We start from the raw sequence: 22168 nt of genomic DNA on the forward strand, positions 1-22168 counted from the left end.
ACCCTTAGGCGAGAAGGCCAACCGCGTCTATCAGATTACTTTTGCTTGTTAATAGGCTTTTTTGCTCTGAAAATAGGCTATGTTTAACTAATATACATACAACATCAGCGTCATTCAGTGAGTTCTCTAAAGTAGAAAGCTCAACGTTCGAATGTTCGAGCATCTTGGGCAAGTTCTCAATATTTGGTTCAACCACTTTTAATCTACAACCCAAAGTCGCAATTGCATTCACTATATTAAGGGCCGGGCTTTCACGAAGATCATCAATATCTGGTTTAAAGGCGATCCCCAAACAGGTAACTGTAATATCACCATAGGTATAACCTGATTTTTCTGCTTGAATTTTCTTTAGATGTTCCTTAACTTGATTAATAACCCACTTTGGTTTATCGTCATTAACCTCACGGGCAGTACGTATCAGTTTGGCTTCTTTAGGACACGAATCAACAATAAACCAGGGATCTACAGCTATACAATGTCCGCCGACACCGGCACCTGGCTGAAGGATATCGACACGTGGATGGCGGTTAGAAAGTGAGATCAGCTCCCAGGCATTAATACCTAGCTTATTACAAATAACAGATAATTCATTGGCAAAAGCAATATTCACATCCCTGAAACTGTTCTCCGTAAGCTTGGTCATCTCAGCCGTTCTGGTTGTAGTTATCAGACACTCACCTTCGATAAATATCTGATAAAGATTTTTAGCCGCTTCGGAGCATTTATGAGTCATACCCCCTATAACACGATCATTATCAACTAATTCACGAACCACATGCCCGGGTAATACTCGCTCCGGACAGTATGCTATTCGAATATCGGATAGCTCACCATGAGTTTGCGGGAATGTCAGATCTGGCCTAGCCTCCGCAAGCCATAACGACATTTTCTCTGTTGTTCCTACAGGAGAAGTTGATTCCAATACCACTAAATCTCCAACCTTTAATACGGGAGCTAATGCTTTAGAAGCCATTTCAATGTAGCTAAGATCCGCTTTATGAATATTTCCTTCAGATTCTTTGATGAATGGTGTTGGTACGGCTATCAAAAAGGCATCAGCGGCTTGAGGCCTGGTCGTTGCATTTAAAAAGCCTTCAGTTACCGCGGCATGGACGATCATATCCAATTCAGGTTCTACGATATGAATATTTCCTTTATTTATGGTATCAACCACATGCTGGTCTATATCTATACCTATTACTTTCTTACGTCTGGAAGCAATTACAGCAGCTGTGGGCAATCCGATATACCCCAGCCCAATAACAGAAATGGTTTCGAATTCCATAAATATTCCTATTAATTTTCATTGGAAGTGCCATTAGAAATGGCAGTTTCATGAAGTTCCCTGTATCACTCAAAATATCACTGAAATTCAATCAGAGATTCTATTATTCTGTTACATGCTTGCCCATCTCCATAGGGATTATGAGCATAACTCATCTTTTTATATTCATCATCATCGGTGAGAAGTCTAGATAGTTCACTAGTAATATTTGAGGTATCGGTACCTACTAGCTTTACCGTACCTGCCAATAATGCTTCGGGGCGTTCGGTCGTATCACGCATTACTAGAACAGGCTTACCTAGAGATGGTGCCTCCTCTTGGATTCCCCCAGAATCGGTTAGAATAATATTTGATCTATTCATCAAATATACAAATGGCAAGTAATCTAAAGGGTCAATAAGATAGATATTATCTATATGTTTTAAAAGGCGATTTACAGGCTCCCGTACATTTGGATTTAAATGTACAGGATAAACTATCTGAGTATTAGGATGAGATTTCGAAATTTCAACAAGTGCCTTACATATACGTTCAAATCCACCACCAAAACTCTCACGACGGTGCCCAGTGACTAAAATTAATTTTCTTGTATCATCTAGGAAACTGAAGTCTCTAGTTAATCCCTCATAATGGGATTGATTGTTATCAAGTTTGCGTACGACCTCAAGCAAAGAATCAATAACTGTGTTTCCAGTTACATATATCTGATCTTCACTTACTCCATCATTTAGTAAATTTATTTTTGAATTTTCCGTCGGTGTAAAATGTAGAGTAGCCAGAGACCCTGTTAGTTTTCGATTTGCTTCTTCTGGCCAGGGTGAGTAAAGATTCCCTGTACGTAGGCCGGCTTCTACATGGCCAATAGGAATTTTATTGTAATAAGCAGCTAAACTTGCTATTAAAGTAGTTGTAGTATCCCCATGTACCAAAACCATATCCGGGTTGGCTTTAGTAATTATTCTGCTTACACCTGTTAGAATATTTGCACTCAGGTCAGCAAGATTCTGTCCTGGTTTCATTAAGTTAAGATCATAGTCTGGATTCAATTCAAACAAGCTGAGTACTTGATCCAGCATTTCACGATGTTGTGCAGTCACACAAACCTTGGTCTCGAATCTAGAATCATCTTTAAGCCTTAAGGATAATGGCGCCATTTTTATCGCTTCGGGGCGAGTACCAAAAACAATAAGTACTTTCATACAAGTATTCCTTTACTAAATCACATCTGATCCCTTTTCATCAATAATCAAGTACTCAAGTTCTTGACAACGTCTTACATACTTTTCCAGTAGACATTGAGTCTCTTTTAATTGTGATTCCACAATATTATCGGTGTCATTTTCGAAACTTCTCTCTCTATATTTTAATATGTTAACGCTTTCATCATTTTTGATATTCCAGTTACTTTGCCTTACTGGCTGAACTTCCCTACCCTCACGTCTACCAAATCGCAGGTAGTGAATAAGAGGATTTTCATTGCTTTGGGCGACATCTGGATATTTCTTTTGATAACTTGCACTGCAAAATAAAGCGGATGGACTTCTCCCCATACGCCAGCCGTAGCGTAAGTAATGTAGCTCTGGTGTTAGCTTGATACTCTCTACATCAGAATGATGCGATAGGTACCACTCAGCATCAAATAGTGGAGTATCTTTCAATAACTGAACTTGGTACTTCTCATTCATTGCTTTTTTACCATGAATAGGTGAAACCAATAATGAATTAGTTGCCAAAATTAAGTTAAATTTATTTATATTAACGGAAACACTGTTGACCACTTCATTTAAGACTTTTATTTAACTTTTATTCAACAAAATTTTTAAGAACTTTTCTAAATTTGAAATGAGCTGTTAGATTCAACGAATATATAGAACACTCTTCACTTAAAGGTAATTCAACCTTGATCGTGCTAGATTTATATTCTAACAATTATTTATAATTTTTAAGTTGCAAAATTTTATTACAGTGGAAATAATTAAATTTTTTGCTTAATGTTATTGTTTGAAAAAATTAACGCCCAAAATTATGATCTCGCACTGACTCGCCAAGTAAACGCATCAAATAGTCTCCATAGCCACTTTTCATAAGCAATCGAGCCTGAGTTTCAAGTTCATCAGCTGAAATAAAACCTTTACGAAAAGCCACTTCTTCTGGGCAGGCAATTTTTAGCCCCTGACGACGCTCAATGGTTTGTACAAAGTGTGCAGCGGCTAGTAAATTATCATGAGTACCGGTATCTAACCAGGCAGAACCTCGCCCCATTAATTCCAAATTTAATTCACCTCTATCTAGATACATTCGATTTAGATCTGTAATTTCCAGCTCACCACGATTACTTGGTCTAATCTCTCTCACCAATTCACAAGCTTTATGATCATATAAATACAAACCGGTGATGGCGTAGTTTGATTTTGGTTCTGTTGGTTTTTCCTCAACACTAATAACTTTACCTTCTGGATTAAATTCAGCAACACCATAAGCACCTGGATCTGCAATCCTATATCCAAATATAGTGGCACCCTGGAGTCTGGCATTAGCTCTATTCAACAGATCACTAAATTGGTGCGCGTAAAAAATATTATCTCCAAGAATGAGAGCACTGGGATTGTTGCCAATATGATCACGTCCGATTATAAATGCTTCAGCCAATCCATTTGGAGACCTCTGAATTGCATAACTTAAATTTATTCCCCACTGTGCACCATTTCCTAATAGTGCTTTGAAAAGACATTGATCCTGAGGTGTTGTGATGATTAGAATTTCTCTAATACCTGCTAACATCAATGTGGTAAGTGGATAATAAATCATTGGCTTGTCATATACAGGCATCAGTTGCTTACTGATACCCTTGGTCAGTGGATAGAGCCGGGTTCCAGTACCACCGGCTAATATGATCCCTCTACGCCCATAATGAGTCGCAGTCACAATTCCTCCAGCATATTTAGATTAGCGCCAGGGTCAAAATATGTTGTACTACATTTATATTGAAAATCAGTTAATTTAATTGTCTCTATAGATCAAGTAGTATCATATGAATAAAAAATTTTTTTAACACTCCTAACCTCAGAATGATAGAACAGCTGCGGTTCCAACGGCAATTCGATACAAGATTTCTGTGATATCTTTTGTCACCTGCAATTCACTTGCGTTTATCTTTGGCATCACCATAATCTCATCTCCGGGACGCAACCGATTCCCAAGGCGATTATCAAAATCTCTATCTTCAATACGCGTAATTGTTCCATCCAGATGTAATACTACTAATTCATTACGATTGGCATTATTAGCAAATCCACCAGCTAGTTCTATATAGTCTTCCAAAGTATATTTTTTATTATAAATAAGAGATGTTGGAAATATCACTTCGCCAACTATGGACACTGTAGAAGCTTTTAAAGGGACAATTATTTCATCGCCATCCTCTAGTAACATATCAGAAGCTTTTGGATTATTTGCGATAACAACCTGTCCCCTAGGTTTTGCTTTACGAGCTTGCTTGATGAAATTCTGAATCATTAAAGCATTATCTTTTTGAGAGTCCTTTTCAAGATCGGTAGTAGGCTGACGGGTCAAAACTTCCATCTGGAGTGCATCAAGGGATCTACCAAGTGCTGCTCTTTGCTTCTCCGCCACACTTTTCCGATAGAGTTGAATCGATTTTTGATCAGCATTTTCACGATAACTTAATTGAATCAATAACTCATGAAGCGTGGCACCATAAGGCAGTATATATGTAGCGGGTCCGTTTAGTTCTCCAGAAACTAAGATTGATATTGACCGTACATCATTATCACGCACCAATTCGACCTCTGCACCAGGATACAGTCGAGTTGTCATCGCCTGAGATAAGGGTAAATAGTAAGCTTGTTGTACTCCATCAATAATTTGCGTGATACGTGCGAAGTTGGCTTGTGGATCTGGTTTACTGACCAGCAACATCTCACCCAATTGAGTATAAGGACCTGAGAACTCCAATTGCGCAGCCTGTTGAACGGCTCCATCGATAGTAACAGAACCTTTTCTGGCCCCGACTACAATGACATCACCACTACGCAGCTGCAAAGCTGGCATAACACCATCGACTAAGAAATTATACAAATTGACCTGTTGTATTAATTCCCCTTGCCTAATCACCTTTATATCGACAAAGCTACCACTCTCGGCGTCTATTCCACCAGAACTATCCAAGTAGTACAAGATAGAGTCGGAACTAAAACCATTATATAGCCCTGGATTATTCACATATCCAGTGACGAATACTTTTACAGGCTGGCTAGCCTCAAGGTTCGCATAAGCTTGTACATTGTTTTTGAAAACCCGTTTTACGTGGCGAAGAACAAAATCATTTAGATCTCCGTTTTGAACACCTCCAACATGTACTGGGCCCACCTCTGGTACAAAAATATTTCCCTTAGGATCAACTGGTAAAGTAGCACTAAAGCTATATGCTCCCCATAGTTGCAAGTTAATCTGATCTCCAATTGTTATTCTATAATCAGGGTTAAATCCGTTGAAAGGTTGATCCTTAAATCCACCTTGAAAAAGAGTTTTCCCAAAAACGGGAACTTCAGATTGGTTTTTTTCACTTGTTTCTATTTTGTCTATAAGCTGTGTTTCTAGGGCAAAGACCTCACCACATGAGAAAACACTGAATATAATAAAAATAGATGCGAAATATTTAATTCTATCTTCACTGGTAAGTTTCATTTTTCAATTGAGCATCCTAGCTTATAGATGATTCATATTTAAACCGCACACCCAGAATTAGTATTACATTTAACATATATTTTTATATGCGATTATCTCTTATACTTGCTATTAGCATAACTACAATGCCATACAATAGTAAAAGTATTATTGTGAGGCTCACTAAGTTATAAATCTTATGTGGGTATTCTGCCTCTTCAGCGAGTGATGGTTGTGTTACAACCATTAGATGTTTTAATTTACCAGAAGCTTCCATTCTTGCACTTTCCAGAGCCTTAAGTGATGCTGCGTAAGCATCAGTTGCAAATTGTAGATCTAATTCTAGATTCTGAAAGTGTGCACCTAATGTATTGAGTCTCTGTTCACCTTTCTCGTCACCTATACCAACCAATCGAACTTTTTCTAGTTCGATTTGATTTTTCAAGGCGCCAATTTCTGCTTGTATTGAAATTATTTGTGATGAGTCAGTATTTAGATACGTTTTAGCGGCTGTAAGTTTGGCGCGTTCTTCGGCCAAACGAGCCTCCAAACTCTGGATAATACTGCTGATTCCCTTTGTTAGCTCTTCAGGGCTTACCACATTATTACTATTTTGGAAATCCAAAATATCCTGCTTTGACATTCGGAGCTTGCTCTGCGCAAGTTCCACCTCATTCTCGACGAAGTCTACTTGCTTATCAGCAAGTTGGTTACTCAGCGCATTAACAAAGTTCTCAGATTTCAGTATTACCGTTTCAATGAGTAGCCGTGCAAAATTTGGATCGAAGGCCTGCATTTCTATAGTGATTATTCCAGTAGTTTCAGTATGATTTACTACTATGTGATTTCGATAATACTCTAGGTATTCTTCTTGAGTAGCATCAGTAGATAGGCGAGAAAATATATCACGCTTATTGCTTTTGTAGTATTCTGATAACTTCAATTCATTGTCTAAATACAAAGCCATATCTAGTGATTGAATGTAGTTCACTACCAGAAAAGAATCCTGATTATCATTCCCTATTCCAGGAATCAAAAAGCCTAAGCCAGTCGATACCCCCTGAGAAGATGTAGTATCTTTGACTATCAACTGTGCAATGCTTATATATCGCTCAGAGACAAAAAATACATAGTAAACAGCTACCAGAAATACTGGCATAAGTACGAATAACAAAAAACCAATATGCCTAAAGAGTAATGCTCTAATTTCCTTTTTAAATTTTTTTATGAAAATACTGCTTAATAGGGTAAAATTACCCAGTGACCTTTCTAGTTTATCTGTGATGCTCCGCAACATTTCATTCATATAATTAAATTTTAAATTTTGCACAGCTTTTATCGACTTATTTATATTAATTCATTAAACGCTTACTTATTATTTTTTCTCTCCCCCCCTGAGTAATCTGGTATATCTGCTCGATATAAAGCAATCGCTTTTCCTATCGACTTGCATATCTTCACACCACCATCATCAATATAGATACCTACATCACAATTTTTTCTTAAAATTGGCATTGCATGTGTCACGATAATAAAATTAGATTTTTTTCGTTTTTCAGCAATAGTTGCTTCACATTTTCTTCGAAAGTGAGCATCACCCACCGACATTACCTCATCCACTAAATAAACATCAAAGTCCAAGGCAATACTCAGTCCGAAAGCTAATCGAGAACGCATACCTGAGGAATAGTTTTTTATTGGAGCATCAAAATAATTACCAATTTCTGAAAACTCTTGGACCTGTTTCATTACTTTGCATTTCTCTTCTCTCCAAACACCATGTATTCCACACACAAAAGCAACATTCTCTCTACCAGTCATACTTCCTTGAAATCCGCCGGACAATCCCATAGGCCAGGATATTCTTTTATCTGTTACAATTTTTCCAGAGTCTGGGTAGTCAATTCCGCCCATAATTCTTAATAAAGTCGACTTGCCTACTCCATTTCTTCCTAGAATACCTATATTTTTCCCTTCTGGAAAATTAGCATTTACATTTTGAAATAGGATCTTTCGTCCATGGGGCGTACGGTATGACTTGGTAAGGTTTTCTAATTTGATCATTGACTTCTCACCAAATCTCTCCAATAAGCCCTGTAAGTTAATAAGCCCAACGCAAGCATACCTGCTGAAGAAAAAATCAAATATTCAAAATTAGAAAATTTACCTTCGTAGGACGCAAATAAACCTTCTCTTGTAAATTCAATAACATGCAATAAAGGGTTCCAAAGTAAATACTGATGGTACTCCTCTGGGACTTGCTCCAGTGAGAAAAATACCCCAGAAATAAAATAAAGAGGCCTATTCACCAGAGGAATTACTTTTGACACCTCGGGATGCTTTTCACCAAGTACACATAACACCAAACTAAGACCAAAACAGAAACAAAAAAATAAAATATTTACTTCAAATAATAAAAGTATATCTCCAAAAGGAACATAAATCCCAATCCAAGCAAGTATAATCATTAGAGTAAACAGGCAAAGTATGTAAACTGAAAATTCTAAAAAGACTCTTGCTATTACAGTATCAAAGGGTCTCAATTGCCGATAATTGAATAAGCCACGATTAGATGATACGGCCGCAATTCCTTTTGATAAACAGTGACTAAAAAACAAAAATGGTGCAATACCACCAAGCATAAACAATGTAGTTGGGATACCTGGATAAAAATTTCTTCCAATTAAATTGAAGATGGTTGCCAACACCATTATGTGTAAAGCAGGCTCTAGTAACGCCCAAGCATATCCCAGCCGCCACTTACCGAAGCGGGTCTTCATCTCGCGAATAAGGAGTGAATATATCACATCCCGTTGGATCTGCCAGTTTGAACGTTTGGCTATAGGGTTCATAGATAATATTTCTTGAATATCGTTCTATATAACACTCTTATTATTGTGAGTGATGCTAAGGGTACACATATATATAGCGAATATTCCTGAGAATGCCACCTAAATCTCAAGTTGGCGCCACATTCCACCTAAATAAACCTTATTAGTTCCTTGGTTTTTTTAATGGCGTGGATGTGATCTTTATAGGATGATATTTGTGATGTAGAAATTTTATTTGTGTAACTGGTAATACCGGAATCCATCCTCTCTATAAATTCATCAAGTAGTATGACACTTAAAACAACTTCGAAATTGTACTACCTAATTCATAAAGAACTAATGAATTAATAATATTCATCATGGTGATTGGAGCCTAACCCGCTTTTGCACGCACCTCCACTTAACTGGTATGGAGGTGTCTTATGGCACGAAGAAAGCACTACAACCGTTATGATGACGATTTTAAAGCAACAGCCGTATATCTAATCGATATCCCCGGTGTACTAGTGAAGCACGTGGCTGACGCTCTCGATATCCATGAAGTGATGATTTATTGTTGGTGCATAGAAATGTGACGGATGCAGATCATGGCAAAGAAGAAAAATATAAACATAGGTCCTGAGGTAAAGTCCGAGCAGAAGCGTCCCATGAAACTGGAGCGGGAGCATAATCTGCTTCAATAAGAGCACGCCCTTTTAAAAAAACCATCCGATTCTCTTTACAACAAAAAGGGAAATCTTCGAGTTCATCAATCATTACCGGGAGAAGCACAGTATCGCAATGATGTGCTGGATCTATGACGTCACCCTGATGGATACAATTACTGGCGCCACCCTGGCGTATGTGAACGTCGATAAGAAAATAGTGAGCCGTTTGCACATATAAGATTAGTTTTTAACCGACATGATGGCTGCTATGGTAGTCCCAAGAACACCCAGGAGCTGGAAAGAGGGTATAAAAGTTGATCAAAAGCAGGGGGAGAGGATCATTCGAAATCTTGGTCTTAGGGCTGTACAATCGAAGCTCTACACGGCTAGGTCGGGTACTTACAGATATGTATACGGGATCACGCGCCGGAACCAGCTATGGATAGGTGATGTTACTTATATAAAGCTCAGAGATGGCAGCTGGTAGTATTTGTCAGTAGTCATGGATCGCTACAGTAGGAGGGTTGTCTCTTGGTCCCTGAGCGATAGAAGGGATGTCTCTCTAACAGGCTAGTATCGATAGGATGGTACGAAACCGTGGACATCATCCGGAGCTGATCTTTCACTCTGACCGTGGCAGAGAGTACTTATCGGGCCTATATCGTGAGCGATTGCGCCGATATCGGATCTGTCAGGGTATGAATCGCGTGAAGAAAATGAATGACAATGCATTCATTGAGTCATTCTTTCACCAATTTAAAACGGAGCGTATTAAGCACCAGGAATTCGATTCTGCACAACAGCTAAGAGCGATAGTGACCGAATATATCTGTTACTACAACAATCAGAGATCGCACTCGTCTATTGGGTATGTTTCACCTCAAGATTTTGAGTGTAAAATGAAATGCTAAAACTAGGTGTGTGCAAAAGCGGGTTAAGTCCCATTTCCAGCTAGAAGTTTTTTAGCAAAACTTTATTATTCCCTAGCGTGAAAATTAAAGGACAGCTCTATTTCATTTTTTTATGTTCGATAGAATGCATTCACAAAAATAAGAAACATTACTCTCAGGTTAAAGTAAGCTCTCAAGATTCCATAATGTGTCTCTGGTCATTATCAAATATTAAATGCTACATTTACAACCAACTACAGACTATTGTTATAGAGTACTTGAACTATATAACATTAACTATAGATTGGTCTATCATAGGCTAGCAAATAAAACTATGATAACTTTTTCTTGAAAAAGATAATATTTTTCCCATATCCTAATTCATATTTTCAAAAATCATGTATTATGAATTTATTGATAGCGCAGCATGAAACTCTCAAAATACTTCATCTTTTAAAGCTATAGCGCAACGATATTAAAATATGTTACCCAATGTGAAACTTTAACTATGCTAGTGAAAAGTCTTCATGCACGAGCGTCAGGTTTGGGTTGTAGGCTGGATCTGTATCCAATTGATCTCCCCAGCGGTCACGCATATATTCCGCCTCTTTTTGGGCTCGACGCCGCTTAGTGAGTGTATTGTCCGCTCCACGGGATACTGACTCATGATGATAGAGTTCTGCATAAGGAGTCCACAAATTCCTATAACCTGCTTCTCGAACCTTCAGACATAAATCTACATCATTGAAGGATATCGCTAGATTTTCTTCATCTAACCCTCCGACGTGCTCAAATACTTCTTTACGAAGAAGAAGACAAGCCGCTGTTACCGCTGAAAGGTTTTGTACCAAATGCAAGCGCGAGAAGTAACCATATTCATTGCGACTAAAATATTTATGTGAGTGACCAGCCACACCACCAATTCCCAGAATTACACCGGCATGTTGAATCGTATCGTTAGGGTAATAGAGTTTGGCTCCTACACAACCAATTTCAGGCCTCACTGCCTGACTCACCATCTCAGTCAACCAAAGGACATTGATAGGCTCTATATCATTATTGATTAATCCTATAATTTCCCCTTTAGCTAAACTTACACCATAATTATTAATGGCTGAATAATTAAATGGGTGATCCCACCGATGAACAGATACACGTGAATCTGTGTTTCTGATTTCATCAAGGAATTGTAACGTTTCCTTGCAGCGACTTTGGTTATCTAAAATGATTAGTTCAAAATTGGAGTAATTGGTTTTGCAAAGAATAGCCTCAACACAAGGCCTAAGGATATCAATGCCGTCTCTTGTCGGTACCAGAAGACTCACTAACGGAGCTGGCTCAGGAATGGACCAACGGACCCGATAGCTATTTGGTGCAGTTCCAGGCTCGGCCGTTGCACTTAGCTTTTCTCGTTTTAGGTAATCAGAGACGGCTTGTAAACCCGCAGTAGCGGCATAACCCTTTGCATTACTTTCTTGTGCTGTTGATCCGCTAATGGCTCTCCAGTGGTAGAGTATCTCTGGAATATGTACCACATTGTTGGAATCAAGATGTGGCATACAACGCAACAGTAGATCATGATCCTGACTGCCCTCCACACCTACTCGATAACCACCAATTTGTTTTATCAAGCTCGTCTTGAGCACAGTAAGATGGCAAATATAATTCTGTGAAAGTAAAAGATCAGGATTCCAACCTGGTTTTAGGTGAGGATCAAAACGTTCACCATATTCATCAATTTTGTCTTCATCACTATAAAACAGTAAAGCTTGTGGATTTTGCGAAATCGCTTCTACTATACTTTGTAAAGCATTAGACGCCAGAACATCATCATGATCAAGCAATGCAATATAGTCTCCTTTCGCTAAGGATAAAGCACTATTGCTCGCTGCAGAAATATGTCCATTTTCGGTTCGAAAGGAGACTCTAATACGACTATCTTGTTGTTGATACCCCTCTAAGCACTCCTTTACTTCTTGTTTCCGAGAGGAATCATCGGCAATACATAGCTGCCAGTTGTTATAACTTTGCCCAATTACTGATTCTAGACAGTCTCTCAATAGGCGAATATCTGTATCGTAGACAGGAAGTATAATTGAGATCAAGGGATGACTGGCATCTACCGTTATATCGTAAGAATTTTCACGTGGATAAATATTTTTTATTTCTTTTTTTTCAATCCACTCAGAATAATCATAAGTCTGACGTTTTTTAACAAATGTTTTTTCATAGTAGTTGAGAGCAATATCCTGCCAGGCACAAGACTTCTCACGGGCTTCAGCATTAATCTTTTTTAGGACATCACTCTTATTTATATTCCTAAATTTAAAGTGCATGTTAGCTAAGCGTTGTGACAGCCTATCTTTTGCAAACTGAGGGAAGAGTTTCACCAAATGGAAATGGCTCACAGAAAACATTCCTGTGCTTTCCAGAGGATCAAATCTGAGAGCGCGTGTACGTGATGTGAAATAAATGAGCCGTTTCGTAACCCGGCCAAATTTTATCGGGATAAAAAAGCTATCTGCCTCATTAAATCCATTTCCATAATCAACATATAATTTGGAATCTATGCTAGCCTGGTTATGTCTCAGTACAATTTCGATCATGTACCAACCAGAATGCAAGGTAGAGCCTTCGATAGTAAATTGTGGGTCGTTATCTATAGATTTCCACTCAAAATTTTTATCCGATTCTTTAATACACTCAACCCCTATTACAGGCTTTAGCCTAGGAGCCAAATCAGAATGAAACCACGATTTTATTAACTTGAACACCACAAACAATCCAATTAGACAACTGAGTAACTTATAATCTGAATATACAGTATTCAATTAGCAGTTCAGCGAGAATAATTTTTAGAGCCGACTTTTACATCAATTCTTCCCAAAAGACTCAATGAAAGTTAACTTTTGCTTCTACATTTGTTCCATAGATGTATGCTTCAATCTTATCTTCTGAAGATATAATTTTAGCGGTTTTAAAACTAAAGCCACATTGCAATTTTTTAGAAAGCCCTTTACGAACAACATCTGGACGACTTCGATTTACCTCTACAAGGTGTTCCACGCCATTGATCAATAAACGAATCTTTATAGGGCCATCATATTCAGTAACAGCCCAACCGGTAATCAACTCTGGCTTTACATCAACAAAAGCTTTCCCGTAACAGAGAAATGGTGTCTCTGTAGCAATACGCTCCCTAAGCTCTGCAATACCTTTTTTTACATCAGTCACATAACTGAGAAGTGCTTCGTCAACTACATCGTTTAAGTCATGTGCTTTAAAATAGGCTTCCCCTTTCTTTCTACCCGCACTACCTGCTCCGGAGCCCTTATGCTCTTTCTTCATAATATGTTCATGACGGGACTTAACTACATAGTGATTAATTCTAATTCCACTATATGAAACCTTATTAGTTCTGGGCTCACATGGCTCACCACTTTCAAATACAGCGGGTCTAAGATCTCCGGTATAATAGAGACCTGATTTTAAAATGCACTCATGGACATGCATTCTATCCACCATATTAGGCTTCAGGATAGTCTTAATATGCCGATTGAAATCATGGTCTTGTATAGAGGCACGAGTGAATCGCTCTATTACCAGGCCCTCTTCTTTAAACTTATAACCTGATGAACCGAAATTTCGCCAATTTAATGCAAGTGCACCCGCATCTTCCAGCTTATGGAAATCAGATAAAATACTTTTTAATTCGCAATTATTTTCACTAACAAGAAATTCATCGGCGTCGATAAAACACAGTAAATCAACTTCAGTAGCGAAGTGGTTTAAAATATAATTATATGCAGGCATCTGTGGCCCACAGTCGCCAGTTCTGGGGAAGTGCACTCTATTTATCACTCCCAGGCTATCTAGCGCCTCTAACAGCTGAGAAGAGCCATCATCACTGATATTATCAGCGATATAAAAAGCATCTACACCAATTAGTTGATGGTATACGATCCACTCAAGAATATAGTCATATTCATTTTTAAAAATTGCGGCAATTCCAAACTTCACATGCACTTCCAAAAACTAATCGTAAACCCTAAATAAGTAGACATTCTATATAGCCCCAAAAGCCCGGGCTAGTTCTAACCTTTAGCTAACATTATATAATAATGGCTGCCCGGTAGCTGCCACGATACACTCTATAGTATTTATGTTTATGTTTCTGTCTATTTCTAGAGAGAAACCAACAAAGCCGCCTCGCCCCTGTTCCTGAGCCTTAAAGTAGGGGCGGTATTCATTGGCTTTACATTCAGCAATCACGTTACCTCCCATCCTTGCTTGAATTAATACTGCTTCATGTAAATTCTCTGCAATAGCCCAACCTTTTAGCTTACCAGCTTCAAAATTAGTTACAGAACCAGAAACATAACCTACTTTGGCATTAGTAAGACGAAGACGCCAATCAAACTGAAATCTAGCACGATTATAAAACTCTATCTCTTCGGCATTGAGGCTTTTTAACTCTTCTATTTCTCCTATGGGTAACATGCATGATTCCACAGCCTTATCCTTATTGATATTTTTATGTAGATAAGGAATATCAATGTTAAACTTTCTATTGAGCAAGCGTAGAGATTCCTTATAAGACTCTACGAAACCAATAAAACCAAACTCAGTCCATGTTTTACGCCCTACGAGACGAAGTTGTCTATTAATATTTTCTGAGCGACGATAGAAACTCTGAAAGCTCTCCTCGTGATCACTATTTTTTATTAGATGATTATATTCAGAGACGATTCTTTGTACCGGATCACGCAAGAAAGTGATCATTCTACCGACACCAAAAATATTAGCGTATTTTGCTGAATGGAAATGCCCCGTTAATAATTGATATCCCTGCCTATTAAAGGTATTTGCAAAGTGCCACCCATCCCTCTCGCTTTCGACCCAGCTTTTAACAATACTGCTCGTTATCGCTGAATTCACCCCATAATCTAGGCATATTTTCTTCTTGCCGAAAAAAGAATCTAGCCCTTGACGAAAACTGGTGCCCGCTGTTTTGGGGATATGTACAAAAACAATAGGTTTCAAAACAACATACCACTATTAATAAACACTTAGATCACCTATTCCATCAGCAAACACACATAAATCTATATGATGATAAAACCAATCCTTTCTCTATACGCGAGGCTGGATACGTTTTATGCAAAATATTGCAAGTATCCTACTTGCTTAGGGTTAATTTCGACTACCCATCCACCTTAAAGAAATGGCATTTTGTACTAAAAAAAGAGCCCAGGCCTTGCCTGGGTTGACTTTTGAAAATCTTTACCTTTCAACTTTGTATCAGCCGTGCCCGTCAGAAGTATATAGATGTTACAAATCCTCACTCTCAAGGCTTTAGTAGTAGGACTTATGACAATTATGTAACTAGAAGGGGAGCCCTGCTCAAGTTTAACCCATCCATCTGGGTCAGCCCAATATACTTCTGTGTGAAGGCGCGTCCAGTAAACCATATTGTTATATTCAATAACTACACAACGATTTTACTGGATTTAGTACATACCTGGTTAGTAGAACAAGCTTTCACTCTATTACTTTGTTTATCTTTCATTGGTGTCAATGCCGTAGCCATGGGGATTGTTTGTCTGCCAGTGCCATGTATCAACCATCATTTGTTCTAGCCCCAATCTTGCCACCCAGCCCAGATCCTGCTTCGCCTTGGAGGCATCAGCCCAAAAAGCTGTTAAATCACCTGCTCTCCGAGGCGCCACGCTATAGGGGATGGATACACCTGAGGCCTGTTCAAAAGCCCGCACTATATCTAGAACAGATGTACCCTTTCCTGTTCCAAGGTTGAAGGCTATAGTACCAGTTTTACCTTCAAGCCACTCCAGGGCGCAAACATGCCCCTCCGCTAAATCCATCACATGTAAGTAATCCCTCAGGCAGGTACCATCCGGTGTGGGGTAGTCATCACCAAATATCGATAACTCTTTGCGTTTACCCACTGCAACCTGAGCGATGTACGGTAACAAATTGTTAGGTATACCCTGGGGATCTTCTCCGATTAGACCTGAGGGGTGCGCGCCAACGGGATTAAAGTATCGTAGGAGTGCTACAGAAAGCTCTGGGTTGGCGAGGGCCGCATCCTTTAAAACCTGCTCCACCATCCATTTACTAGTTCCATATGGGTTACTGGTGTTACCAGCTTGCAAGGTTTCCACATAAGGCACAGGAGCCTCACGACCGTAGACAGTCGCCGATGAGCTGAATACCAGCTGCTTAACTCCATACGCCTGCATTGCCTCCAGCAATACAAGGCTTCCAGTAACATTACTCTGGTAGTAGTCAATCGGCTTTTGCGAAGATTCACCTACAGCCTTCAATCCAGCAAAGTGGATCACAGCATGGATTGTATTCTCAGTAAAAATCCGCTCTAACAGCGCGCGATCTCTAATATCACCATGGTAGAAACGCACTGGTGTACCGGTGATCATCTGTACACGCTGTAGCGCTATTTCGGAGCTATTGCAGAGTGAGTCGATGACTACCACCTCAAAACCAGCCTCTTGCAGTGCCACCAAGGTATGGCTGCCTATGTACCCAGCTCCCCCGGTAACCAATACGCTTCTACCCATTGCTCACTCAACCTCCATCATGCAACAGCATCCTGTGAAATATGATTCTGAGTTTCGGAAATCTTATTCTCAGATAAAATCAACGTATTTAGATAAGCTCTGTAACTCTTAGCTAAATCGGGATGGCGCAAACCATACTCAACATTTGCCATCAAGTACCCTAGCTTAGAGCCGCAATCATGGCTCTTGCCCACCATGCGATAGGCTTCAACGCTTTCTTTGGTCATCAAATCGGCGATTGCATCTGTGAGCTGAATTTCATTACCAGCACCTGGTAACGTTTGTTCAAGGAGTGGCCACAGCTTGCGAGAAAGTACATAACGTCCAACCACCGCCATATTCGACGGCGCCTCTGCCATAGGAGGCTTCTCCACAATAGCCGTCATTGGCTGCGAGGTATTTGGAGACAATGCGGCCCCCTGGCAATCCGCCACACCGTATTGATGTACCTCCTCTTGCGGCACCGGCTCCACCATCACCTGGCTGACACCGGTTTGATCGAACCGAGATAACATTTGCGCTAAATTATCACGGCTAAGATCTGAGGCAGCATCATCGATAATCACATCCGGCAGTAATACTGCAAAGTCCTCATCACCCACCAATGGTTGGGCGCATAGAATTGCATGACCCAGGCCTTTCGCCTCACCCTGCCGTACGTGCATGATAGTGACGTCTTTCGGACAGATGGACCGCACCTCGTCAAGCAGCTGACGCTTGACCCTAGCCTCTAGGGTCGCTTCCAACTCAAAACTGGTATCAAAGTGATTTTCGATAGAGTTCTTACTGGAATGAGTAACCAGTACGATATGCTTGATACCGGCAGCCACCGCTTCATTGACCACATATTGAATAAGCGGTTTATCAACGATAGGCAGCATTTCTTTGGGAATAGCCTTTGTTGCTGGCAGCATACGAGTTCCCAAGCCAGCAACGGGTAAAATTGCTTTCATTTAAGCCTCAATAGAGTCATAGCTTTAAGGTAAAAAAATCAACAGCCTGTAAACAGCAGACAAAAAGTCGAATCATAAATTTATAATGATTACCATTAAATTAAATTAAATTAGAACCTTTAAATGAAGGCTTCTTAACTTATAAAGCCTTTAAAGTTTTTGGAAACTTTAACATCAAGGCTTTTAAAAACATCCCAATAAATATTAGCAAGCCTTAATCTATTATCATCAAACTCTTTACCTGAAAAATTAAATTCAGAAAAAATGCTCAACATCTTCTCCTTAGTATTATATATATCAGAAAAAGTTAGGCTTTCAACGGATGGAACTTTCAATACATTACAAAGCTCACGAGTCCTCGTATCAGTTGTTATACATACAGCTGGAGTTTCAGCCTGTAGGGCAAGAATGTTTCCATGTATCCGAGTGCCAACTGAGTGGCTGTGCAAAGAAAGACTTGTAAGCCACGAGTCGATATCACCATGAAATACTGAAAATTTCCGAAGGAAATTAATAAGTGCAGTCCCATCCTTTGCACCAAGAAATCTTTGTGCCAAATTTTCAGTCAGTGTTGCTTCACTAGCATCTAAATTTTCATTCATTAGCGCTTTAAAGAGAATTGGTGGGTGCTGTATCGTATAGCTACCACAACCGATGCCTTCTAAAAGATTCAGTAGATCTCTTTCAACCTGTTGCACTGCAGGATTTACTTGCCCGGAAGCAATATTCAATCTACTTATTGGCCTATTAAACTTTTCCTCAAGCCTCACACCTAATTTTTTATTCCCATTTATAAAAACTGTTGAACAACCACCAACAACAACATTGAAAATGCCAAGGTTATTTAGCAAGCGCTTAGTATATTCACCTCTGCAAAGTATTGCAGGAGAACGTTTCGCCACAGATTGCAAAAATCTTAATGTACCATTTTTTAATTCTGGGAATGTCGCTTCATTATCTGACTGTGCACCCAAACCAATTACTAAACATGGTACATCTAGCTCTTCCACGATATCAGCAATCGCCCCCATATCCGAATTTGGATTTAGCTGATTGGAAGCCGGAAAAACAAAAAGGTCAACCTTACCTTTCAATGCTATTGCATGTGCCATTCCCTGAATAATATGGAATTTAGCATCAAACATTCTGGGCACAGAGTACCAATATGCTAAATTGCCTGTATTATTTCCAGTTTTCTTCATTATCTCTTGGGCAGATAATATCCAGGGCTCTGATATACTCCCAAAATTGGGAGAGAATATTGCTACATTCATAAAATTATTAATTCTCTAAAAGAGAAACCACTTCAGATTTTTTGTCTAAAATTGCATTTTTAAGTATGGCTCTATCAACATCATCATAAGATTGATAAAAACCTCTAATCACTTCATCAAGCCCCAGAATTTTTCCTTGAGCAAAATATACTTCATCATCTTCAAAGTCAAAGCTCAAACTATTGCGCATGCAAGAAAGCGATGGGCACCTAATTCCATCCAGATATCCAGGCCCTTCCCAATCTAAATCTGAAGAATAAGGTCGCACACCAACTCTATCCAGAATATTATTCTTCAAAAACTCAAAGACTGGTTTTCTCGGGTGGTTGAATTGATTAAATAGTTTATAGGACCGCGAATTAGTTCTTATAAAATCAGACACCGGAAGATCTATACTGTTAATCTTTTCTCTATTATACAGTCGCTCTATAGATCTTTCGTAATAGTTAACAGCTTTCGTTTCTTCGATTAAATTTTCACTCAACAGCCTCTCTTTGCATAAGGCCTCTGAATAACCATCAAGGTAGAATTTCAAAATGAAAAAATCATGAACTAGATTTAGTGGGGACTGAATTCCCGGCAACATCTCCAGCTGGGGAAAATATCCATCAAAGTAAAGAGGCGGAAAAGATAGAGAGATACAATTTTCTGGCAGCTTCGTTACAACCGATTCAGATGAAAGCTCCTTTACTCCCCTACCTCCAAAAGGCTGATAAATAAACAGATCTAGATCACGTACTTTATTAAGGGTATCATTTATATCCGTACTATCTAAAGTATGAACGGGCTTTATTTCCACCAACTTATATACGCTGCTAAAGCCCTGATCACTAAGCAAAGTTTTGGCTAGTGCCACGCTCTGACAGTTTGCATAAACGCTAAACTTTTTCATTTCTTATTTCTAAACTTAAACTTCATATCCCAATGAATTTAGCTCTTCACCTAGATGCTCATTAAAAATCTCACAAAGTGACGAATCCATCTCACTTTTCCATCTAATAACTGACTCAGGTGCAGTAATGTGCTGATCAACAGAGCTTCTATTAGCAAGAACCTGATTATAATCAAGAGTCAAACCAAGCCATTCGCTGATATCATTTGTCTTATCAAATGGAGACAACATAAAATCTTCGTACTTTATAAAGTAACGTCTATCGTCACACTCCATATTGGCTACATGTCTCATAAAGCTCTTTCTCATTTTACAGAGTCTTATCGCATAACTTTCATCTGTATCGCTCTCTTCCCATCCAAACCCATTAAAGCCACGCTTTTTATTAAAGCTTTTTATGGAAAGAAATTCATCTCTAGGATCTCTCAGCAAGAATAAGTTTTTAGCGGCAATAACATTGTTTACTTCACTGCAAATATCATGGACGACTTTCTCCGCATAATACACGGGATTATTACTATCTATTATATCTGAATTAGTTTTCTTTACTTGGGTAGAAAATCCATTCCAAAGCCTTTTCAAAAAATCTTTAGAAAGCTCATCCCTATCGAAGATACTTACTTCAGAATATGGTATAGGGCCAACTTTATTTAGCTCTCTATTAAAAATGGAATCTGGATTCCAATCCGAATCATTAGCAGTATCTTTACCAACCAATCCCGACAATCTGCATAAATAAGTTAAATGGCGTTTTTCAAATGGATAATGCCTATCAAAAACTACATTATTTGAAGAACCTAGGACCTGCATTAACAATGTGGATCCTGACCTTCCAAAACTGCGCAACATAATTGGTGTAATCATAATTATGCCTATTACTCAATCTAAATATTAATAAATTGATAGATGAATATTTGAGCATTCACTAATGCTCAAAGGTTTAGGGATATCGCTAGCAACCAAGTCCCAGCTATTCCTCTCATCACAAGCTTTCAAAATAGCCTGCTTAAGGGAGTTACTACTTCCACTACGGAAATTGTAGCCATTAACGCCATCGGTAATTTTTTCAACCATTCCGCCAATATCACTTCCGATCAACGGGCGTCCATGGTTAAAGGCTTCCTGAATCACCATTGGTGAGTTCTCCCACCACACCGAGGGAATAATCACCCAGTCTGCCTGCTCCATTAAACGACTCATCTCATGGGACTCGTAAGAGCCATGCAATGTAACCAAATCACCGAGGTCTTCCAGCAAAGCATGGATTTTTTCCTGAAACGCCTCTGTTTGCCCTTGCAAATTAGCGCCGTGAATATCCAGATGAACTTTATCCCGAATATCTTCCGGCAGCAGTTTAAAGGCCTCCAGTAATACATCTACACCTTTGAAAGGATTAATCTGACCAAAGAAAGCAAAACGGCCGCGCCCTTCTCCTTTTGCTAACGGGCGAGGTGCTGGCGTTTCGATCTCCGGTTGACCATTTTCGATCATCACCATTTTTTCTTCAGGGATTCCCCATGCTTTATAGCGCTCAATCAAAAAATGGCTAGGCGAGACAAACATATCCACTAAATTAAAAATGGATTTTATATATTTCTCTCTGAGGAAAAAGTCTGCAGCTGAGCGCTCAGGGAAACAGCGAGCACAGTCAGTTGGAGATGATTTATAGCACAGCTTCATCTGTTTGCCCGGCTTAACCATTTGGCCGTTATTAGCACAGATGGCTAAGTATTCATGCAGTGTTACAACAATACGTGCATCCGGCAGTGTGTTTCTTACCTCACGTATTAATTCCAAGCCCATATGTATATAGTGATGAAAATGTATCACCGTTGGCTTATAGCGCTGTAATAATGCACGAAATTCTTGCCATACATGCTTTTTACAACCGGACTGGAATAGGAAGAAATCGGACATATGGGTATGAAAAAGAATTTCTTTATCCGAATTAATCGTAGAAAAGGCGGATCCCCCATGAGAAGGCTGATCGGTACGAGCCAGAAAAACCGTATCTAAACCCAGCCGCTCATATTCCTTAAATAAATTATAGGCAGCCACTTCTGCACCGCCTTTGCTGTGATCGGGGTGACCGTGGGAAACAATCAGTATTCTGT

19 protein-coding genes are annotated in these 22168 nt (G+C 39.2%); 2 read left to right on the top strand and 17 right to left on the bottom strand.

All coding sequences use genetic code 11. The features are described 5' to 3' along the window. Positions 1-4 precede the first annotated feature (4 nt). The 8 genes from wecC to ACJJIC_RS19730 form a co-directional block, all read right to left on the bottom strand. Complete coding sequence (gene wecC / locus ACJJIC_RS19695) at positions 5-1285, bottom strand: UDP-N-acetyl-D-mannosamine dehydrogenase (protein WP_444908835.1); 1281 nt, start codon at positions 1283-1285, stop codon at positions 5-7. A 77-nt stretch (positions 1286-1362) separates the two neighbouring features. Then, complete coding sequence (gene wecB, locus ACJJIC_RS19700; protein WP_444908834.1) at positions 1363-2484, bottom strand: non-hydrolyzing UDP-N-acetylglucosamine 2-epimerase; 1122 nt, start codon at positions 2482-2484, stop codon at positions 1363-1365. A gap of 15 nt (positions 2485-2499) precedes the next feature. Further along, a complete protein-coding gene (locus ACJJIC_RS19705; protein WP_444908833.1) occupies positions 2500-3063 on the bottom strand; it encodes a hypothetical protein in 564 nt (187 codons plus the stop codon). A 232-nt stretch (positions 3064-3295) separates the two neighbouring features. Beyond that, the gene (gene rfbA, locus ACJJIC_RS19710; protein ID WP_444908832.1) at positions 3296-4210 is read right to left on the bottom strand and encodes a glucose-1-phosphate thymidylyltransferase RfbA; all 915 of its coding nucleotides are present in this window, start codon (positions 4208-4210) and stop codon (positions 3296-3298) included. 138 nt (positions 4211-4348) lie between these two features. After that, positions 4349-5992 (bottom strand): polysaccharide biosynthesis/export family protein, encoded by a 1644-nt coding sequence (locus ACJJIC_RS19715; RefSeq protein ID WP_444908831.1) that lies wholly within the window; start codon positions 5990-5992, stop codon positions 4349-4351. Positions 5993-6074: 82 nt separating this feature from the next. Further along, entirely contained in the window at positions 6075-7301 is a 1227-nt protein-coding gene (locus ACJJIC_RS19720; RefSeq protein ID WP_445357710.1) for a KpsE/RkpR family capsule polysaccharide export protein, read from the bottom strand. Positions 7302-7339: 38 nt separating this feature from the next. Further along, on the bottom strand, positions 7340-8035 hold the full coding sequence (locus ACJJIC_RS19725; RefSeq protein ID WP_445357711.1) for an ABC transporter ATP-binding protein: 696 nt from the start codon (positions 8033-8035) through the stop codon (positions 7340-7342). Beyond that, positions 8032-8823, bottom strand: a complete 792-nt coding sequence (locus tag ACJJIC_RS19730) for an ABC transporter permease (protein ID WP_444908828.1) — start codon at positions 8821-8823, stop codon at positions 8032-8034. The genes ACJJIC_RS19725 and ACJJIC_RS19730 overlap by 4 nt, the downstream gene beginning before the upstream one ends. A gap of 401 nt (positions 8824-9224) precedes the next feature. On the opposite strand from ACJJIC_RS19730, the gene ACJJIC_RS19735 reads away from it, so the two are divergent. Next, positions 9225-9377 carry a hypothetical protein gene (locus tag ACJJIC_RS19735; RefSeq protein ID WP_444908827.1) on the top strand — a complete coding sequence of 51 codons (153 nt, stop codon included), beginning with the start codon at positions 9225-9227 and terminating at the stop codon, positions 9375-9377. Positions 9378-10147: 770 nt separating this feature from the next. Next, positions 10148-10360 carry an integrase core domain-containing protein gene (locus ACJJIC_RS19740; RefSeq protein ID WP_445357867.1) on the top strand — a complete coding sequence of 71 codons (213 nt, stop codon included), beginning with the start codon at positions 10148-10150 and terminating at the stop codon, positions 10358-10360. 485 nt (positions 10361-10845) lie between these two features. Here the strand turns inward: ACJJIC_RS19740 and ACJJIC_RS19745 are convergent, their stop codons facing one another. The 9 genes from ACJJIC_RS19745 to ACJJIC_RS19785 form a co-directional block, all read right to left on the bottom strand. Further along, positions 10846-13113: a glycosyltransferase family 2 protein gene (locus ACJJIC_RS19745; protein ID WP_445357712.1), complete on the bottom strand. Its 2268-nt coding sequence runs from the start codon at positions 13111-13113 to the stop codon at positions 10846-10848. A 118-nt stretch (positions 13114-13231) separates the two neighbouring features. Next, positions 13232-14359 carry a glycosyltransferase family 2 protein gene (locus tag ACJJIC_RS19750; protein WP_445357713.1) on the bottom strand — a complete coding sequence of 376 codons (1128 nt, stop codon included), beginning with the start codon at positions 14357-14359 and terminating at the stop codon, positions 13232-13234. A gap of 81 nt (positions 14360-14440) precedes the next feature. Beyond that, positions 14441-15382, bottom strand: a complete 942-nt coding sequence (locus tag ACJJIC_RS19755; protein WP_445357714.1) for a sulfotransferase family 2 domain-containing protein — start codon at positions 15380-15382, stop codon at positions 14441-14443. Between the two features lie 515 nt (positions 15383-15897). Beyond that, positions 15898-16935 carry a UDP-glucose 4-epimerase GalE gene (gene galE / locus ACJJIC_RS19760; RefSeq protein WP_445357715.1) on the bottom strand — a complete coding sequence of 346 codons (1038 nt, stop codon included), beginning with the start codon at positions 16933-16935 and terminating at the stop codon, positions 15898-15900. A 17-nt stretch (positions 16936-16952) separates the two neighbouring features. After that, positions 16953-17888 carry a UTP--glucose-1-phosphate uridylyltransferase GalU gene (gene galU, locus ACJJIC_RS19765; RefSeq protein WP_444908821.1) on the bottom strand — a complete coding sequence of 312 codons (936 nt, stop codon included), beginning with the start codon at positions 17886-17888 and terminating at the stop codon, positions 16953-16955. A 134-nt stretch (positions 17889-18022) separates the two neighbouring features. Then, on the bottom strand, positions 18023-19162 hold the full coding sequence (locus ACJJIC_RS19770) for a polysaccharide pyruvyl transferase family protein (RefSeq protein WP_445357716.1): 1140 nt from the start codon (positions 19160-19162) through the stop codon (positions 18023-18025). Between the two features lie 7 nt (positions 19163-19169). Further along, entirely contained in the window at positions 19170-20054 is an 885-nt protein-coding gene (locus tag ACJJIC_RS19775; RefSeq protein WP_445357717.1) for a WcbI family polysaccharide biosynthesis putative acetyltransferase, read from the bottom strand. Between the two features lie 15 nt (positions 20055-20069). Then, positions 20070-20918, bottom strand: a complete 849-nt coding sequence (locus ACJJIC_RS19780) for a sulfotransferase domain-containing protein (protein WP_445357718.1) — start codon at positions 20916-20918, stop codon at positions 20070-20072. A 27-nt stretch (positions 20919-20945) separates the two neighbouring features. Continuing rightward, on the bottom strand, positions 20946-22112 hold the full coding sequence (locus tag ACJJIC_RS19785; protein WP_445357719.1) for a glycosyltransferase: 1167 nt from the start codon (positions 22110-22112) through the stop codon (positions 20946-20948). Positions 22113-22168: the final 56 nt, after the last annotated feature.

It is taken from the genome of Microbulbifer mixtoriginis (SeqCode) (assembly GCF_052468275.1).

What these genes read in the sequence shown, in the direction of transcription:
- wecC (WP_444908835.1), bottom strand. Translation starts at nt 1,285, where the DNA reads ATGGAATTCGAAACCATTTCTGTTATTGGGCTGGGGTATATCGGATTG.
- wecB (WP_444908834.1), bottom strand. Translation starts at nt 2,484, where the DNA reads ATGAAAGTACTTATTGTTTTTGGTACTCGCCCCGAAGCGATAAAAATG.
- ACJJIC_RS19715 (WP_444908831.1), bottom strand. Translation starts at nt 5,992, where the DNA reads ATGAAACTTACCAGTGAAGATAGAATTAAATATTTCGCATCTATTTTT.
- ACJJIC_RS19725 (WP_445357711.1), bottom strand. Translation starts at nt 8,035, where the DNA reads ATGATCAAATTAGAAAACCTTACCAAGTCATACCGTACGCCCCATGGA.
- ACJJIC_RS19730 (WP_444908828.1), bottom strand. Translation starts at nt 8,823, where the DNA reads ATGAACCCTATAGCCAAACGTTCAAACTGGCAGATCCAACGGGATGTG.
- ACJJIC_RS19735 (WP_444908827.1), top strand. Translation starts at nt 9,225, where the DNA reads ATGGCACGAAGAAAGCACTACAACCGTTATGATGACGATTTTAAAGCA.
- ACJJIC_RS19740 (WP_445357867.1), top strand. Translation starts at nt 10,148, where the DNA reads ATGAATCGCGTGAAGAAAATGAATGACAATGCATTCATTGAGTCATTC.
- galE (WP_445357715.1), bottom strand. Translation starts at nt 16,935, where the DNA reads ATGGGTAGAAGCGTATTGGTTACCGGGGGAGCTGGGTACATAGGCAGC.
- galU (WP_444908821.1), bottom strand. Translation starts at nt 17,888, where the DNA reads ATGAAAGCAATTTTACCCGTTGCTGGCTTGGGAACTCGTATGCTGCCA.
- ACJJIC_RS19770 (WP_445357716.1), bottom strand. Translation starts at nt 19,162, where the DNA reads ATGAATGTAGCAATATTCTCTCCCAATTTTGGGAGTATATCAGAGCCC.
- ACJJIC_RS19775 (WP_445357717.1), bottom strand. Translation starts at nt 20,054, where the DNA reads ATGAAAAAGTTTAGCGTTTATGCAAACTGTCAGAGCGTGGCACTAGCC.
- ACJJIC_RS19780 (WP_445357718.1), bottom strand. Translation starts at nt 20,918, where the DNA reads ATGATTACACCAATTATGTTGCGCAGTTTTGGAAGGTCAGGATCCACA.